Origin of the sequence: Nocardia sp. NBC_01388 (assembly GCF_045040085.1) — a bacterium.
Classification (GTDB): domain Bacteria; phylum Actinomycetota; class Actinomycetes; order Mycobacteriales; family Mycobacteriaceae; genus Nocardia.
Window position 1 is genome coordinate 7,173,008 of record NZ_CP109553.1, and the last position, 15,780, is coordinate 7,188,787.

Below are 15,780 nucleotides of genomic sequence, written 5' to 3' on the forward strand. Positions count from 1 at the left end.
GAGTGTGACATCACGTCTCGGTAAGGTTCCTTCGCGGGTGGGGTGCTTGTACTGTCCAGTTGTCTGTGACTGTGCGTATCGGAAACCCGAGGGAGACATCGTGATCGACCCCACTGTGGCCGTGCTGCCGGTTGGTATCTGGCTCACCCTGCGTGTCGCGGCGCACTTCGGCGGCGGCACCGACCTCGACTATCGGCGGCGTGAAGTGCATGCCGCGTACACCGTGGGTCAGCAGTCGACTCCAGCTCCGGTCCGTTCGGAAAGTGTGCCCGTCCAGGTGTAGGTAGTTGCGGGGACTGGTTCGAAGTGGCACCTTTGGACCTGGCGATATATCTAAAGTGAGATATCGTTGTAGGTATGAGTGAGAAGGTGACCGAGTCGCCGGGCGAGGAACCTCTCCCGGTGCTGCCCGGGTTCCGGGAGATGGCATTGCGCAGGATGTCGGAGGATCGCGCGCGACTGATTGCCGAGCTGGCGGAGCGGCGGCGGGCGGCGGGGTTGTCGCAGACCGAAGTCGCTGCCCGGATGGGTACTTCGCAGTCGGCGGTGGCGCGGTTGGAGACGGAGAACGTCGATGTGCGGACCTCGACACTGCAGCGGTACGCCGCCGCGGTCGACAGCCGCATCACCTTGCACGTGACAAGTGCGACGGCTGAATCGAATCGGATCGGAGAACAGTCTTGAGAATCGAGACGAGCGCACCTACCTCCCGGTGGCAGCCTTGGCCGTCGGAGTTTCCGAACTTCTACCCGGCGAAACGTGAAGAACCGCAGCCTGTTCCGGTATCGCAGCCCTCGACGCACGTGTGGATCGATCCTCGACCCGACGGATCGGCGGAGGCATTGCTCGCGCAGCGGACGGTTATCGCGCACGGGCGTTTGGGCGCCGCGGCTGCCACCGAGTTGTGTGCCCGGTTGCTGACGCTGGACGCGGAGAGCGCGCGGCCGATCCGGCTCGAAATGTATGGGCTGGAAGCGGATCTGCTGGATGCCAGCACTGTCACCGATGTGCTGGACGTGCTTCGGGCGCCCGTGAGCGCCTACGTGAGCGGCACACTCGGCGGTGCGGCGCTGGGAGTACTGGCCTCGTGCGAGCATCGCTACGCCTACCGAAGCGCCCAGTTCGTCTTGCGGGAGCCGTCGGTGAGTCTGGACGGCGGGCTCAGTCGTGTCGAACCGCGACTCGAGCACGCGCGAGCCATGTTCGGCGAATTGCTCACGCGGCTGGCGGAACTCACCGGCCGCGATATCGACGAGATCCGTCACGACCTCGAACAGCAACGGATACTCAGCACCTCGGGCGCGATCGAGTACGGGTTGATCGAGGGTCCCGCAAGCCGTGAATAGCTCACGCTGAACGTACATTCCGAGGAGTCCGGGCCGATCGATGCCCGGACTCTCCTCTTCTGCAACTGAAACGCGCTGACCGCCTGGGCAGTTCACCGTGCTATACATTGGCCGGTTGTAATGCATGCTCAGAAGGGGAATCTATGACTCGGCTCCGATCCGTTGGCCGCATTATCGGTATGGCGACCGTGGGAGTTCTTCCCGCCGTTCTCATTTCAGCTGTCGTCAGCGGTGGCACCGCCGCTGCCGAACCGAATCTGCCGGCCGTCTGGTGCTCGCTGAATCTCGGTGACGCCAAGGACGCGGTGCTGGCCGAGATGGGCGCACCGAACGGAAATCAGTCCGACTCATGGGTTTCCGGACTGGGCGACACCGGAATGACCTTCGCCGAATGGGACGCGGACACCACGATCTTCCTCGCGACCTTCGATACGAACGATCGTGTCATCACCCTGCAGGCCTACGACGGTCAAATCGGCCCGAAGGGCGCGACGAACATCGGCTGCCCGGCCTTCCGCGCCACGAACTGAGCCGGCACGCGTCAGTCGGCCTGAGCGGTCGAAGATCGCGCCGGGGTGGCATATTTCGCCGCTCAGGAGCGTTGTGTGACCGCTCAGACCGGACCTTTGCCGGCACGAAGTCACTTGGAAATTCCTTTATGCATCTACTTTCCATCTGGAAAGTAGATGCGCGGCGGAGGAATCACCCAGCCAGACAGGCTGATTCATCCCGTCCGCTCAGTGTGACGTCTTGCGGACGCGGGTGGTTGTCGCGGTGACGGGGTTGCCCTTACGGTTTTCGGGGCGTAGCGGTGAGAGGGCGTTGCCGTCGTGATCGACGAGTGCCGAGTGGGATTCGCCGGCCGTGAAGGCATGGCGTTCTCCTCACTGGCGCAGTGCCACGATGACGGTGAAGAGATCCTGGCCGGCTGCGGTGAGTTCGTAGCTGTGCCGCTTGCCGCCGGGGAGGGTGCTGGTGGTGAGGATGCCCCGGTCGACGAGTTTGCGGAGGCGATCGGTGAGGATGTTCCGGGCTATGCCGAGTCGCTGCTGAAAGTCGGTGAAGCTTGACGCGCCGTCCATGGCATCGCGCACGATGAGCAGGCTCCAGCGGTCGCCCACGAGGTCGGCGGTGCGGGCGACCGGGCAGGAGGGATCGGTCCATTCGCGCCAGATGCCGTAGAGCGGGGAGTGCGGCCGGCCATTGCCGTAGCCGTGCCACGCGTCGGCCCCCTCGGTGATCGCGGTGAACAGGAGCCACGCCCCGAATGCCAGCTGAGCGATCAGCAGGATCCGCTTGCCGCGCGGTGTGGTGCGCGATGGCTCCGGGCTCCGAACCTGCACGGCGCCCCGGCCAGTACCGTGACGATCCGGAACATATGGGGTGCGGCCAGCACCAGTGCGTACATGAACAGCTACAGGGAGAAGATCTTCACCGGCACATCGAAGGTGAGATTCAGCAGGAAGATTTGCAGCGTCACGATGACGGCGAGCACCGAACCCAGACCGGCCGGTCCGCGGCAGCACCAGCAGCAGCGCGGCGGTGATTTCCGCTGCGCCCAAAGCGATCTCGTACGGCTGCGACAGTGACGTCTGCGCCCACAGCACCGCCATCGGACTCATATCGCCGAACGGCTACACCAGTCGATCCAGACCGAACGACATCTGCGAGGGCAGCAGTTTCACCATCCCGTACAGCAGCAGTGCGCTCACCAGCGCGGCCCGCGACAGCAGCCGGAACCACTCGTACAAACGCGAGTAGTCCGGCCGCCGCCGATCCGGCACCGACCACACGGCGGTGACCACCACGGCGACCAGCAGCCAGGTGAAGACCGAAACCCACTGCGCCGCAGTATCTCCACTACCGGTCGGCGTGTAATCGATGCGCACGCCGAACAGGTGCGCACCGACCACATCGGTGAGCGGATGCAGCGCCGTCCACTCCGCCACCGCGGTCACCGTCCGCTGCGGCAACCCGAACGAGCGCAGCAGCGCATACGTCAGCCACACTCCCGCCATTCCGATTCCCAGAAAGACGAAACCGAACCGGAAACCCATGCGCACCAGCGGATGCCACCGCTCGCCCGCCGCTCGCTCCGCGTCCGCACCGATCACCTCGGCCGCCAACTGTGTCACCACCCCGATTCCTCCCGCAGCCGAGTGCCTTGCGGGCCAGAACGTTATGGCAGCGAGCGGGACCGTCGTATCCGGCAAAACCGTTGCCCCGAGCGCCCGCGCCCCCGATATTCGTGCCACCGAACTTCATGCGGGGGAGGGCCGGCAGCGTCGGGTGCTCGCGTTTGTTATTGCACCGCAACGGATCTCGCGGCACACCGCTTTCCACCGGCGGGCTGAAAAGAGAGTTCCCCGCGGCCCGGGATGGGCGCGGGGAACTCGGTCTCAGCTGGGGTCGAGCTCGATGGAGTCGGCATTGGCGAGTTTGACGGCTTCGCCGGTGGCTTCCTTGGCGCGGGCGCGGTCCCATTTGGGATTGTCGGTGTGATTGTTCTCGGCTACCCGGGCCTGCATGGGTTCGATCAGCGGGTCGGGCGGTGGACCGGTGCCGGAGGCCAGGCGGGCCGCATCTGTTTCGCGGCGTTGGTCGCGGCGTTCGGCGGAGTGCGTATCTCCCTGCTTGCGGCGTGCATCCTGTGAGAGGTTCTCGTCCTTTTCCATCGGGCACCTTCCGGTCGCATACGGATGTCAACCAGTATGCGCTCGGGGCAGTGCCCGACAGGAGCGGTCTCGCTGGAAAATAACCAGGACGGTCGGTTTGCTAGAGAATCGCCGACCTGGGAGAAGGGCTCAGTGATCGGGGGAGCCGGGTTCGCCCTCTCGGTGCTGGCGAGAGAGCCGCCAGAGAAAATCCGGGTCGTCATCGGGTCCGATGACGCGCTTGTGTGGTGCCGATGCTGCACCGGTGCGGGCCGGTCGCTGGGGGCCGAAAGCTTTCCAGCACAACATCGCGACGGCCACTACTGCGATGAGTGCCAACAGGTACGTCACGTCGCTCACCTCCTGCCAACGAGGGTAATCCGTGTCCGTACCCGCAGCACCGCGGAACGGTAAATATGGGATTTAGACGCGGGTCGCCTCGGTGGTGAGAGACCGGAGCAGCGTCAATACTTCGCTTTCGCGGAACCGGCGGTGACCGCCCGGAGTCCGCAGTGAGCCGAGCCGTCCCGCATGAGCCCATCGCGTCACGGTCTTCGGATCGACATGGAACAGGGCTGCCACCTGGCCTGGGGTAAGCAGGGTGTCCTGGCCGTTGACGGAACCCATTACGCGGCTCGCCGCGGTGAACGCAGTCATTCGCAAACCTTTCCGTTTCGTCAGATCCCTCATCAGTAGCGACATCGTTGCACTGCACCCCCTGTGTGTTCGAACAGTCTCGATTTGGTAAAGGGGAAGTAATAGACAAAACGGATATCCGTACTGTGTTCGCGGTCACGGATTCGGCGGTTGCAGCGAATATCCAGCGACATTCGGGCAGAGGGCACCGCGTCTTCCCGAATCGCCGTCACCTAGGCTGTTCCGCGTGAGTGACGCAACCCCGCCCGCGAGTGCGGGCCGCCGCATGGGCAAGACCCTGGCCATCTACACCCTGGCCCGGCTCGCCCTGGTCGCAGTCCTCGCCGCCATCATTCTGGGCGTCGCAGCGATCGTGAACGTCGACATCCCCATCATTGTGGCGCTGCTGTTCGCGCTGCTCATCGCCCTGCCGATGTCGCTGCTGCTGTTCAAAAAGCTTCGGACGCAGCTCAATCGGGACATCGCCGCCTTCGATGCGAAGCGACGCTCGGACAAGGAGCAGTTGATGTCGCGTCTTCGGGGCGACGAGAAGTGAAACGCTGCGATCATTCCGCGCCGCGCGACTGGGTCGACAATGCGGTGCGACTGATCGACGCGGATGCGCAACGCAGCGCCGACACGCATCTGCTGCGCTATCCGCTGCCCGCCGACTGGGGTGTGCAGCTGTACCTGAAAGACGAATCCACCCACATCACGGGCAGTCTCAAGCACCGCCTGGCGCGCTCGCTGTTTCTTTACGCGATCTGCAACGGCTGGGTCACCGAGGGCACCACCGTGGTGGAGGCCTCGTCGGGTTCGACGGCCATCAGCGAAGCCTATTTCGCCAAACTGCTCGGCCTGGAATTCGTGGCAGTCATGCCCGCTACCACCTCGCCGGAGAAGATCGCGCTCATCGAGGCGCAGGGTGGGCGTTCACACCTGGTCGCCAAGTCGCCGGACATCTATACCGAGGCAGCGCGACTCGCAGCTGAATGCAACGGCCACTATATGGACCAGTTCACCCATGCCGAGCGCGCCACCGACTGGCGGGGCAATAACAATATTGCCGAATCGATCTTCCACCAGCTGACTTTGGAGTCGCACCCGATTCCGGAGTGGATCGTGGTCGGCGCCGGCACCGGCGGTACCAGCGCGACCATCGGCCGCTATATCCGCTACCGCCGCCATGCCACCCGGCTGGCCGTGGTGGATCCGGAGAATTCGGCCTTCTACGGCGGATACGAGCTTTCGGACGCCGGATATCAGACCGGAATGTCCTCACGTATCGAGGGCATCGGCCGGCCGCGGGTGGAGCCCTCGTTTGTCGGCCAGGTGGTCGACACCATGATCGAAGTGCCCGATGCGGGTTCCATTGCGGCCGCCCGGCATGCGAGCGCAATGCTGGGCCGCCGGGTCGGCGGGTCCACCGGCACCAATCTGTGGGGCGCATTTGCCCTGATTGCCGACATGATCGCCGCGGATCGTACCGGCAGTGTGGTGACTCTGCTGTGTGACGGTGGAGACCGTTATGCCGGAACCTATTTCAATGACGACTGGGTTGCCGGTCAGGGGCTGAGCCTGGTGGAGCCTACCGCCGTCATCGATCGATTCATCGCTACCGGTCATTGGTCCGGCTAGTTTCCCCACGGCACGGCGGTCGGATGAGAAGGGTTGATCACCCATCCAATTGATTGCTACTGGGTTGCTGTAGCGGCCGCGTTGGTGTCGGTTCGCGTAGCGAAGCTTCCATTTCTGAGCGTCGGCCCGGGGATTCGGCCGTCTCCAAGGCGTTAATGGGCCTTGACGCGCGGGGCCTTTCGCGAATTACTGGACGCGTGACCGCCATCGGATGATCGACGCCGCTGCCGAGTACGAGCATCCAAGACTGCATGCTCGATTGCGTACGCCAGATGTTGATCCGCAACTCGGTGATGGCCAGCGTCCGCGGGTTCCGCACCAGCTTGGTGCGATCGGGTCGCTCATTGGATACCGATTCGGTGCGCCAGACGGTGGCGAACTCCGGACTCTCCAGGCAGTTGTCGAGGATCCGCTGGGTGTGCTCGTCCGGGCCGCGCCGCGCCAGCAGCAACCGGAACAGGCTGGCGGCCTGCCGCATCTCGCCCGGCCAGTCGACCAGTACGGTGCGCGCCACCGGGTTGAGCATCATCCACTCGACGTAATTGCAGCCAGGGTCGAGTTCCGGGAAGGCTTCCGCGTGTGCCGAATTGATGGCCAGCATGTCCATGGTGCCCGATATGTACGCAGCGATCTTCGGGTTGAGCAGTTCCAGATACTCGAGATCGGTGGGGGCCGGGTGGTCGGCCTCGATGCGCGGGAATGGCCCTTCGGCCAGTACCAGGGCGTATTCGAACTCGGCGGCCTGCAATTCCAGGGCGGTGCCGAGGGATTCGATGACCCGGCGGGAGGGGTTGGCGCCGCCCTCGATCTTGGTCAGGTAGGGGACCGAGAGGCTGGCGAGCCAGGCGAGCTGCGGGCGGGTGAGATTCGCGGCCGTTCGGCGCTGGCGAACGTACTCGCCGAACGTGGGTACTCCATTCATTGCTTAGGGTGACCTTACTTGTATTGCCGTCTGGTACACACGCGGTCGTACGGTGATACACGCACGGGATGGTCGACGAGGGGTGTGCGGTGTCCGGTTCTGCTCCAATAGTTTGAAACAACAACAAATCAGGAGTCGAGTTGGGGCAGCATCCGAGATCGGTGGCCGGTGGCAAGGTCACGGAGGGGCCCTGGGTGTTCACCTCGGGGCGAACCGTGGTCACCTGCCAGCAGGAAATGCGAATCGTCGAGACGGGATTCGGAGAGTTCGTGAACGCGTGGGAACCGGCGGCCTTCGGACTCTACGAGGACCGCGACGGTGATATCTGGGAGAAGGAAGTCCGCGGCTGGCGGCTGCGGTTCCAGGGTGGGGTCGAGGTCGAGCCCGATGTGGTGTGGGGCTGGGTGGACGGGCATGTGCGCGACTACGCGCCGTTCGTTCCCTGGAACTGATCGCGAGAACAAATCCGGTTGTGTCAATTTTCGTTGACGCGCCCGCGATGTCAACGTAAATTGACGTCATGAGCGAAGCGACAACTCTGGCGGCCGCCGCCGGCAGTCCCGACCCACAGGTCGGACTCCGTGCGGTGTTGGCACTACGCCGGCTGCTCGAGCGACTCGAGGCCATTCAGGTCACCAATGCCCGCAGGCAGGGCTGGTCCTGGCAGGCCATCGCGGACGCGCTCGAGGTCAGCAGGCAGGCGGTCCACCAGAAGTACAACCGGAAGGGCGGTATCCGCTGATGTTCGAACGATTCGACAAGGCAGCCAAATACGCGATCGTGGTCGCGCAGGAGGAAGCGCGCGAACTGCGTTCCTCCTCCGTGGAAATGGAGCACATGCTGCTGGGGCTGCTGGCCTCGCCGGACGACGGGCTCAAGCAGATGCTCGCCGAACGCGGCTATACCGCCGAAGGCGTGCGGGAGGCGCTGGCGCGCAAGCGAACCGGCGATCCCCTCGGCGCGGAGGACGCGGAAGCCCTGCGCTCCATCGGCATCGATCTCGACGCGGTCCGCGAGAGTCTGGAAGCCACCTTCGGTGAGGATGCGCTGGAACGCGCTGTCCCCGTTGACGAACCGCGGCGCGGGCGCTTCCGCGGCCCGAAAGGCTTCCCCACGGGGCACATTCCGTTCGATCGCGATGCCAAGAAGGCCCTCGAGCTTTCCCTGCGCGAGGCGCTGACCCGGGGCGACAACCACATTGCGGCCGGGCATGTGCTGCTCGGCATACTGCGCGCACCCAATGCGGCGACGCGGCAGCTGCTCGGTGACAACGAGGCGGTGCACACGCTGCGCGCCGCGGTCACCGAATACCTCGACAACGCGGCATGAGTACCGGTCCGGAGGTGGTGGCGCGTGTGAGGACCGCCCCCGGACGCGTTCGCCCCCTACGATCGGGGCATGACGCTCCTGCTACGTCTGATCATCAATGGTGTCGCGATCTGGCTCGCCTCGGTCTGGGTGACCGGAATCGAGATCAAGAGCCCCGACGACACCACCGCCAAGAAGCTGCTCGTGATCGCGGCCATCACCGTGGTGTTCGCGATTGTGAACGCCCTGATCAAGCCGATCGTGAAACTGCTGTCACTGCCCCTGGTGGTGCTGTCGCTCGGCCTGTTCCTGCTGGTGATCAACGGCTTCATGCTGTGGTTGACCGCCAAGATCACCGAGACCACCCAGTACGGCCTGCGCGTGGACGGGTTCTGGGCGGCCGTCTGGGGTGCGATCATCATCACCCTGGTGAACTGGGTGCTCGGAATCCTCGTCCCCGACGAGGACTGACCTCAGCCGAGGCCGAGTGCGAGGCCCGTGGCCACCGACCAGATCAACAGTGCCAGTCCGGTACCGGCGAGAGCGGGAATCAATCCCGGCCCGTTCTTGCCGGTGCGGACCGGCTCATTGGCCTTGAGGGCCAGCGGCAGCGCGACCAGGCCGACCAGGGCCCACGGCGTCCGGGCGGCCAGGGCCAGCGTGGCCAGGAACGGCACCGCCAGCAGCACCACATGCAGTGTGCGGGTGCGGGTATCGCCGAGGCGCACCGCGAGCGTGGTCTTGCCCGAGACCGAATCGGTCGGGATATCGCGCAGATTATTGGTGACCAGCACCGCGCTGGAAAACGCGCCGACGGCGATCGCGCAGGCCAGTCCGGCCCACTCCGCCCGCCCGGCCTGGACGAACTCGGTGCCGAGCACCGCCACCAGGCCGAAGAAGACGAAGACCGCGATCTCACCGAAACCGCTGTACCCGTACGGGTTCCGGCCGCCGGTGTAGAACCACGCCCCGGCCAGGCAGCCCGCACCGACCAGCAGCAGCCACCAGGCGCTGGTGAACACCAGGATCAGGCCCAGTACCGCGCCGAGCGCCAGGCAGCCGATGGCGGCATTGCGCACGGCGGCGGCACTGGCCAGCTTCGAGCCGACCAGGCGCAGGGGGCCGACCCGGTCGTCATCGGTGCCGCGAATACCGTCGGAGTAGTCATTGGCGTAGTTCACGCCGATGATCAGGGAGAGCGAAAGCAGCAGGCACAGTACCGCTTTCCACCACACCGCCCCGTCGATGGAGGCCGCGGCCCCCGTGCCCGCCAGGACCGGGGCGATCGCGTTCGGCAGAGTGTGCGGCCGAGCGCCCTCGATCCACTGTGCTGCTGTAGCCATGCATCGCAGCCTAATCCGAGGCCCGGGCCGGCACCTCCCGGCGCCCGCCCCCACCTGGGAATGGCGATCGCGGCCCTGTTCAGGCTGTGCGGCGGAGGTCGTTCCGGGCGTGGGGGAGGCGCCCTCAGGACTCGGCGGCGGCCTTCAGCTGGGCGAGACCCTTGTCGAAATCCTTTGCCAGCATGCGGTCCATCGGGAGAAGCTTGGCCATGAGTGCCATCGCTCCGGTGCGCTCGCCGGTCATCCGCCAGGTGACAGCGGTGCCGTCGGACTGCGGACGGAATTCGAAGGTGACCTGATTGGTGTTCTCGATGGGCTTCTCGAAATTCAACCGGATGCCGATGGCGTCGGTGGTGGCGGAGGTGATTTCCATATTGCCGCGACCGGCCTTGCGGTTTCCACTCCAGAAGTACCGGGCGCCGATGCCCCGATCGGCCCCGCTGTAGGTGCGCTCCATGGCCGGATCCACGTTCTCCCACGGCGACCACCGCTGCCACTGGTGGAAGTCGTCGACGAGCGCCTGGATCTGCCCGGGATCGGCCTTGATGACCGTTTCCCGGTGGATGTCGAATTCGCTCATGGACCGAGCGTAGGCGACCGCGCCGACGGATCCGGCGAATCCGGCACCCCCCGGTGTCTCACCTAGGATTGACGAGGAATGTTTTCGCAAACAGGCAGTTCTAGCAGCGCCGGGACCACCCGGCCGGTATCCGCAGGCGACACGGTTCTGGTAGCCCTGCTGGGCGAGGTCGCGCTGCGACGCGACGGTGCCCAGGCGGCGTCCGGGAGCGCGCCCGGCACGCTCGCACCCGTACCCGGCGCCCGCGCCCGGCTGCTCGTGGCCGCCCTCGCGACGCACCCCGGCCGCAGCCGCAGCGCCCAGGCGCTCATCGAGGACGTCTGGGGCGAAGACCCCCCGCGCGCTCCGATGAATGCCCTGCACACCCAGGTCTCCCGGCTGCGCTCCGCACTGCCCGACGGCGCACTGGAAATCGGCCCCGCCGGATACCGCCTGGTCCTGGCCCCCGATCAGGTCGACCTCACCCTGGCCCAGCACCTGGAAAACCAGGCGCGCCAAGCACATTCCGCCGGCGACGGCCCCGCCTGCCTCGCCTGGATTGCCGCCGCCCGCACCCTCTGGCGTGGTGATCCGGCAGCCGACCTGCCCTCCGGCCCGGTCGCCGATGAGCTCGCCGGGCTGGCCACCGCCCGCCGGCGGGGACTCGACGTTCTGGAACTCTCCGTGCGCGAGGCGGTCGGCGATCTTCCGGGCGCACTGGAACTGGCCCGTGCCGCGGCCGTCGCGGAACCCTTCGACGAACCCGCGCACGCCACCCTCATGCGGCTGCTCGCCGCCGACGGACGCACCAATGAGGCGCTGGATGTCTTCGCCTCACTGCGCACCCGGCTGGTGGATCAGCTCGGCGCCGACCCGGGGCCCGTGCTGGTCGCACTCAATACCGCGCTGCTGCGGGGTGAACCACTACCGGTCGCTCGCGCTACGGCACCGAACACCACCACCGGACCGAATTACCCTCCGGAGCAGGGGCATTCCGGCGGAGCGAACCACATGGCCGGTTCGGGTGGCAGCCCAGGACAGGGCTATTCGGGCCAGGGTTCCACGCAGTTCGAGGGCGGGGAATCCGGGCGGACATGGACCGGGTCCGGTGCGGGGCACTCTGTTTCGGACGCCGCCGAATCCGGTGGCCGAGGAGGTTCTGCGCAGGCGTTGCGAATGGTGTCGGCGGCGCAGCATGCGGTGGGGACGGAGTACGAGCCCGCCGGGGCGGCGATCGGGTTGCGGGCGGCGCCGAATCCGCTGCTGGGGCGCGAGGCGGATATCGATGCGCTGGAACGGTTGTTGCGCAGTTCGCGGGTTACCACCGTGCTCGGGCCCGGGGGTACCGGCAAGACTCGGGTGGCGAACGAGCTGGGTGCGCGGCTGGCGAGTGAGCAGACTGTCGCTCTGATCGAATTGGCTTCGCTGCGGGCAGATTCGGAGGAGACCGCGGAAACGCGAGTCGAGATCGAGGCGACCATTGCCGCGACGCTCGGTGTCGGTGAATTCAGCCGGGACGCCAATGTGCTTCGGACGGCCCGGAACCGGGATCTGCGGCAGCGCCTGCGGGAGGCGCTGAGCTCGCGGCCGATGCTGCTCATTCTCGACAATTGCGAGCATCTCATCGACGCGGTCGCGGAGGTGGTAGCCGATCTCGTCGGCGCCAGCGAGCAGCTGACCGTGCTCACCACCAGCCGGGCGCCGCTGGAAATCACGGCGGAGACCGTCTATCCCTTGCCGCCCTTGCTGATCGACGCGCACGGCTCCCCGGCCACCGATCTGTTCACGGCGCGGGCGCGGGCCGTGCGGCCCACGGTGCGACTGGATCCGGAGGTGGTGGCGCGACTGTGCCGCATGCTGGACGGCTTGCCCCTGGCCATCGAGCTCGCCGCCGCGCGGACCAGGACGATGAGCGTGGAGGAGATCGAATCCCGGCTCGATCACCGATTCGCCCTGCTGCGCAGCGGAGATCGCAGTTCCCCGCAGCGGCATCGCACGCTGCACGCGGTCATCGAGTGGAGCTGGAACCTGCTGGACGGCGAACAGCGCACGGCGCTGCGGCGACTGTGCCGGTTTCCGGGCGGGTTCACCCTGTCGGCCGCCGAGAGCGTGATCTCCGGTCCCGAAATCCTCGATGCCGCAACGGCTATCGACGGACTCGTGAGTCAATCCCTGCTCACCGTGCTGGAGTCGGACGACGCCGAATACGAAGTCACGCGCTACCGAATGCTGGAGACCGTCCGCGAATTCGGCGAGGAGCAGCTCGTCGCGGCGGGCGAGGCCGATCTTGTCATGGCCCGGATGAGTGACTGGGCAAGGGAATTCGCGCTCGATGTGGCTCGTCGATACAGCGGCGCCGATCAGCTGTCCGTGGTGTACGGCGTTGCCGCCGAACTCGACAATCTGGTCGCGGTACTGCGCTATGCGATCGATCGGCGCGATCTCGCCACCGCGCACGCGGTCTATCCGGTGCTGGCCATGATGTGGATCATGCGCGGCGCACACCTGGAATTCGTGAGCTGGGCGCCGCGCATCATGGCGACGCCGCTGCGGCGGGGTTCGCTGACTTCGGCCGAAGCCGATCTGCAGATGTTCGGCCAGCTGATGCTGGGCTTGCACGTCATGTACCTGGGCTCGGGTCCGCGCGATGCGGCGGTGGTGCGCACCGGGATTCGGCGTCTGGTGCGCGACGGCGACGCATTGAGCCCGGTATTCCGTTTCCTCGGCGAGCTTGCCACCGCACCGTCCAACAGCTGGCAGTTGGCGCGCATGCTCGGTGACGGCGTCCGCTCCGAGGATCCGCCCACCCGCGTCGCCGCCCTGCTGGTGCGGGCGAATATTCGCGAGAACGCCGGGGACGTGTACGGATCGATGCGGGATGCGGTGCGGGCCTTGGGTTCCGGCGTCACCGAAGACCTGTGGGGGATGGCCATGGTGTGCCAGCACCTGGGTGGCATGTACGGGCAGTCCGCGCGCTACGGCGAATCGGTCGACTACTACCGGCAGGCCGCTGATCTGCTCGTAAAATTGCGGGCCCACGACGAGAGCGTGGAGATCCGGAGCCTGCTCGCCTGCTCTCTGGTGGGTATCGGCGAGGTCGAGCTGGCCCGCCGCGAGCTGGATCCGCTGCTGGCCGGCGCCGGTATCGATCTCACCGCCACGCAGATTCTCCCCTCACCCAATCATCGGCGCGCCAATGTCTCCGCGGGGTTGGCCGAAGTCGAACTGGCCGAAGGCGATATCGATACCGGGCTGCGCCGCTTCCGTCAGACGCTGGTGCTCATGGCGTGGCCGAACGGGGCGGTTGCGCCGGGTCCCGCCGATGTGATGGTGGCGGCCGCCGTCGTCGATGCTCACGTGCTGTGCGGCCGCACGGACGAGGTGCGCGAGGTGTTCGGCGAGCTGGTCGAGCTGGCCGACGAGCGGCTGGGGCAGTTCTGGGATCTGCCGCAAATCGGTTCGGTGGCGAGCGCGGTGGGCAGCTATCTGATCGCCACCGGTGCGAATATCGAGACCGCGCTCGAGCTACTGGCCCTTTCGCCGAAAGTGTTCGCCCGCCAGGACTATCCGTCCATGAACTGGCAGCGTCATGTGGATCTGCACCGCGAAGCGGTCGGGGCGGAGCGCATGGATGCGGCGCTGGCCGCCGCCTCGGTCCGGAATCGGCGGTCGGCGGCGGAGCGAATTCTGCTGCTAATCCAACGTCTCGCTGGAAACGATTGAGTCCCTGCTGATCTCACTGTCACCGGGATGTGTCCGCAATAGCCGCCATGCCAGCATGCCCAGTGCGGCGGCGCCGAGTATCAGCAGCACCGTTGTATCCGATACGGCCGCACCGAATCGCTGAACCGTTGTCTCCAAGTGGAATTCGGTCTCCGCGCCCAGCAGCCCCGGCAGCGCCGAGGTGCCGCCGAAGAGCAGGAACAGCGCGCCGAGCAGGATGAAGAACAGGCCGGACACCAGCGAGGTGGTGTGCAGCTCCAGTTTTCCGATGCTGAAGATTTTGCCGCGCAACCATTTTCGCTGACCCAGGCCGAATCTGTCCCACACCGAGGCCAGTACGAACAGTGGCGCCGCCATACCGAGTGCGTAGACCGCCAGCAGCAGACCACCCTGGACGGGGGAGCCGCCGACCGCCGCCACCGCGAGGATGGAGCCGAGGATCGGCCCGGCGCAGAATCCGGCCAGACCGTAGACCAGGCCGAGCAGATAGACGGCGCCGGATTTCTCCGGCCGCCCCTGCCGGGCGGCGGCGCGCTGCGCGAAGCCGAAGGAGAAGCCGCGGCCGAGGATCTGGAGTACACCGAGGCCGATGATGACGGTGCCGCCGACGGTGATGAGCAGCTCCCGGTGTTCCGAGAACAGCCGTCCCGCAAACGATCCCGCGATTCCCAGCGGTACCAGGGTGGTGGCCAGGCCGAGATAGAACGCCGTGGTCCGGGCCAGCAGTCTGCCCTGTGAATCGAACGAGTACGCGAAGAAACTGGGCAGCAGCAGTGCGCTGCACGGGCTCACCAGTGCCAGCAGACCACCCAGAAAGGCCGCGAAAAAGCCTACGGTGCCGCTCATTCCGCGTGCTCCGGGGCAGCGGCGCGGGCCGCCTCGATAACCGCCTCGAACTGTTCGATCGGCTGCGCGCCGAGAATCGGGCGGCCGTTGATCAGGAAGGTCGGTGTCGAGGACGCGCCGAGCGAGTACGCCTCACCGGCATCCTGGCGCACGGCGGTGGCGGCGGCGGGGGATTGCTGGTCCGCATGGAACTTGGCGATATTCGCGACGCCTGCCTCCTGTGCCAGCTCGGCCAGGTGATCCGGGGTCAGTACGCCGGTGTTCTTCTTCTCGGGGGCCTTCGCCTGCAGCGTGTTGTGGAATTCCCAGAACCGGCCCTGCTGCGCCGCGGCCCAGGCGGCGCGGGCCGCGTTCTCCGATTCCTGGCCGAAGATCGGGAAGTTGCGCCATTCGATCCGCAGTACGCCCTTCTCCACGTACTTCGAGATGAGCTGGGGTTCGATGGTGCGCCCGAAGGTGCGGCAGAACGAGCATTGGAAGTCGGAGTACTCGATCAGCACCACCGGTGCGTCGGTGCGGCCCAGCGCCAGCGGATCGTGCGCATCCCGGCGGGCCAGCTTCGCGAGTTCGGCGTAGAGCGGATTGGTCTGAGTGGACTGCGCGGCTTTCGTCTCGGATTTCTTGTCAGCGCCGAGCATGTGGAAAGCGGCAATGGCAAGCAGGCAGACCGCGGCCGCGGCGGCGAGTCCGGCCAAGAATTTCCTATTACTGTTCCGGGCGGTGGTCCGGCTGTTTTTTGGCATGCGAATACTCCTGGACGGCAACGTCCGGGTCGACGGAAAAGTGCTTCAGGACATGGCTGTAC

Annotated in this window: 21 protein-coding genes; 11 read left to right on the top strand and 10 right to left on the bottom strand. The window is 66.1% G+C overall.

Features of this window, described 5'->3' with window-relative positions; genetic code table 11:
* Positions 1–100 precede the first annotated feature (100 nt).
* The 4 genes from OG716_RS34295 to OG716_RS34310 all read left to right on the top strand — a co-directional run bounded on the left by OG716_RS34295 (position 101) and on the right by OG716_RS34310 (position 1,876).
* Complete coding sequence (locus OG716_RS34295; protein WP_405134518.1) at positions 101–283, top strand: hypothetical protein; 183 nt, start codon at positions 101–103, stop codon at positions 281–283.
* A 74-nt stretch (positions 284–357) separates the two neighbouring features.
* A complete protein-coding gene (locus tag OG716_RS34300) occupies positions 358–684 on the top strand; it encodes a helix-turn-helix domain-containing protein (protein WP_405134519.1) in 327 nt (108 codons plus the stop codon).
* Complete coding sequence (locus OG716_RS34305; RefSeq protein WP_405134520.1) at positions 681–1,346, top strand: ATP-dependent Clp protease proteolytic subunit; 666 nt, start codon at positions 681–683, stop codon at positions 1,344–1,346. The genes OG716_RS34300 and OG716_RS34305 overlap by 4 nt, the downstream gene beginning before the upstream one ends.
* Positions 1,347–1,489: 143 nt before the next feature.
* On the top strand, positions 1,490–1,876 hold the full coding sequence (locus tag OG716_RS34310) for a hypothetical protein (RefSeq protein ID WP_405134521.1): 387 nt from the start codon (positions 1,490–1,492) through the stop codon (positions 1,874–1,876).
* Between the two features lie 354 nt (positions 1,877–2,230).
* Here OG716_RS34310 and OG716_RS34315 read toward each other — a convergent pair whose 3' ends face one another.
* The 5 genes from OG716_RS34315 to OG716_RS34335 all read right to left on the bottom strand — a co-directional run bounded on the left by OG716_RS34315 (position 2,231) and on the right by OG716_RS34335 (position 4,657).
* Positions 2,231–2,689: a winged helix-turn-helix transcriptional regulator gene (locus OG716_RS34315; protein WP_405134522.1), complete on the bottom strand. Its 459-nt coding sequence runs from the start codon at positions 2,687–2,689 to the stop codon at positions 2,231–2,233.
* A 291-nt stretch (positions 2,690–2,980) separates the two neighbouring features.
* On the bottom strand, positions 2,981–3,481 hold the full coding sequence (locus OG716_RS34320; RefSeq protein ID WP_405134523.1) for a hypothetical protein: 501 nt from the start codon (positions 3,479–3,481) through the stop codon (positions 2,981–2,983).
* Positions 3,482–3,745: 264 nt separating this feature from the next.
* Positions 3,746–4,021: a hypothetical protein gene (locus OG716_RS34325; protein ID WP_355129235.1), complete on the bottom strand. Its 276-nt coding sequence runs from the start codon at positions 4,019–4,021 to the stop codon at positions 3,746–3,748.
* Between the two features lie 129 nt (positions 4,022–4,150).
* Positions 4,151–4,351: a hypothetical protein gene (locus tag OG716_RS34330; RefSeq protein WP_405134524.1), complete on the bottom strand. Its 201-nt coding sequence runs from the start codon at positions 4,349–4,351 to the stop codon at positions 4,151–4,153.
* Positions 4,352–4,423: 72 nt separating this feature from the next.
* Entirely contained in the window at positions 4,424–4,657 is a 234-nt protein-coding gene (locus OG716_RS34335; RefSeq protein WP_297628623.1) for a BldC family transcriptional regulator, read from the bottom strand.
* Between the two features lie 226 nt (positions 4,658–4,883).
* Between OG716_RS34335 and OG716_RS34340 the strand changes: the two genes are divergently transcribed.
* Positions 4,884–5,192: a DUF4229 domain-containing protein gene (locus tag OG716_RS34340; protein WP_355129238.1), complete on the top strand. Its 309-nt coding sequence runs from the start codon at positions 4,884–4,886 to the stop codon at positions 5,190–5,192.
* A complete protein-coding gene (locus tag OG716_RS34345; RefSeq protein WP_355129240.1) occupies positions 5,189–6,274 on the top strand; it encodes a PLP-dependent cysteine synthase family protein in 1,086 nt (361 codons plus the stop codon). Before OG716_RS34340 ends, OG716_RS34345 begins: the two co-directional genes overlap by 4 nt.
* A gap of 37 nt (positions 6,275–6,311) precedes the next feature.
* Here OG716_RS34345 and OG716_RS34350 read toward each other — a convergent pair whose 3' ends face one another.
* A complete protein-coding gene (locus OG716_RS34350) occupies positions 6,312–7,196 on the bottom strand; it encodes a helix-turn-helix domain-containing protein (RefSeq protein ID WP_405134525.1) in 885 nt (294 codons plus the stop codon).
* Positions 7,197–7,336: 140 nt separating this feature from the next.
* Between OG716_RS34350 and OG716_RS34355 the strand changes: the two genes are divergently transcribed.
* From OG716_RS34355 to OG716_RS34370, 4 genes are all read left to right on the top strand, one after another.
* Complete coding sequence (locus OG716_RS34355) at positions 7,337–7,648, top strand: hypothetical protein (RefSeq protein WP_405134526.1); 312 nt, start codon at positions 7,337–7,339, stop codon at positions 7,646–7,648.
* 68 nt (positions 7,649–7,716) lie between these two features.
* Entirely contained in the window at positions 7,717–7,938 is a 222-nt protein-coding gene (locus OG716_RS34360; RefSeq protein WP_067817856.1) for a helix-turn-helix domain-containing protein, read from the top strand.
* Positions 7,938–8,525, top strand: coding sequence for a Clp protease N-terminal domain-containing protein (locus tag OG716_RS34365; RefSeq protein WP_355129247.1), 588 nt, complete (start codon positions 7,938–7,940; stop codon positions 8,523–8,525). Before OG716_RS34360 ends, OG716_RS34365 begins: the two co-directional genes overlap by 1 nt.
* A 69-nt stretch (positions 8,526–8,594) precedes the next feature.
* Positions 8,595–8,975, top strand: coding sequence for a phage holin family protein (locus OG716_RS34370; protein ID WP_355129249.1), 381 nt, complete (start codon positions 8,595–8,597; stop codon positions 8,973–8,975).
* Positions 8,976–8,977: 2 nt separating this feature from the next.
* Here OG716_RS34370 and OG716_RS34375 read toward each other — a convergent pair whose 3' ends face one another.
* Together OG716_RS34375 and OG716_RS34380 are read right to left on the bottom strand one after the other, a co-directional pair.
* Positions 8,978–9,847 carry a 1,4-dihydroxy-2-naphthoate polyprenyltransferase gene (locus tag OG716_RS34375; RefSeq protein ID WP_405134527.1) on the bottom strand — a complete coding sequence of 290 codons (870 nt, stop codon included), beginning with the start codon at positions 9,845–9,847 and terminating at the stop codon, positions 8,978–8,980.
* Between the two features lie 124 nt (positions 9,848–9,971).
* Complete coding sequence (locus tag OG716_RS34380) at positions 9,972–10,427, bottom strand: SRPBCC family protein (RefSeq protein WP_405134528.1); 456 nt, start codon at positions 10,425–10,427, stop codon at positions 9,972–9,974.
* Between the two features lie 78 nt (positions 10,428–10,505).
* Here OG716_RS34380 and OG716_RS34385 point away from each other — a divergent pair, with 78 nt between their 5' ends.
* Complete coding sequence (locus tag OG716_RS34385; protein ID WP_405134529.1) at positions 10,506–14,129, top strand: BTAD domain-containing putative transcriptional regulator; 3,624 nt, start codon at positions 10,506–10,508, stop codon at positions 14,127–14,129.
* On the opposite strand, the gene OG716_RS34390 is transcribed toward OG716_RS34385, so the two are convergent.
* Positions 14,100–14,975: a cytochrome c biogenesis CcdA family protein gene (locus OG716_RS34390; protein ID WP_405134530.1), complete on the bottom strand. Its 876-nt coding sequence runs from the start codon at positions 14,973–14,975 to the stop codon at positions 14,100–14,102. The two genes, OG716_RS34385 and OG716_RS34390, sit on opposite strands and share 30 nt — an antisense overlap.
* A complete protein-coding gene (locus OG716_RS34395; protein WP_405134531.1) occupies positions 14,972–15,718 on the bottom strand; it encodes a DsbA family protein in 747 nt (248 codons plus the stop codon). The genes OG716_RS34390 and OG716_RS34395 overlap by 4 nt, the downstream gene beginning before the upstream one ends.
* Positions 15,719–15,780: the final 62 nt, after the last annotated feature.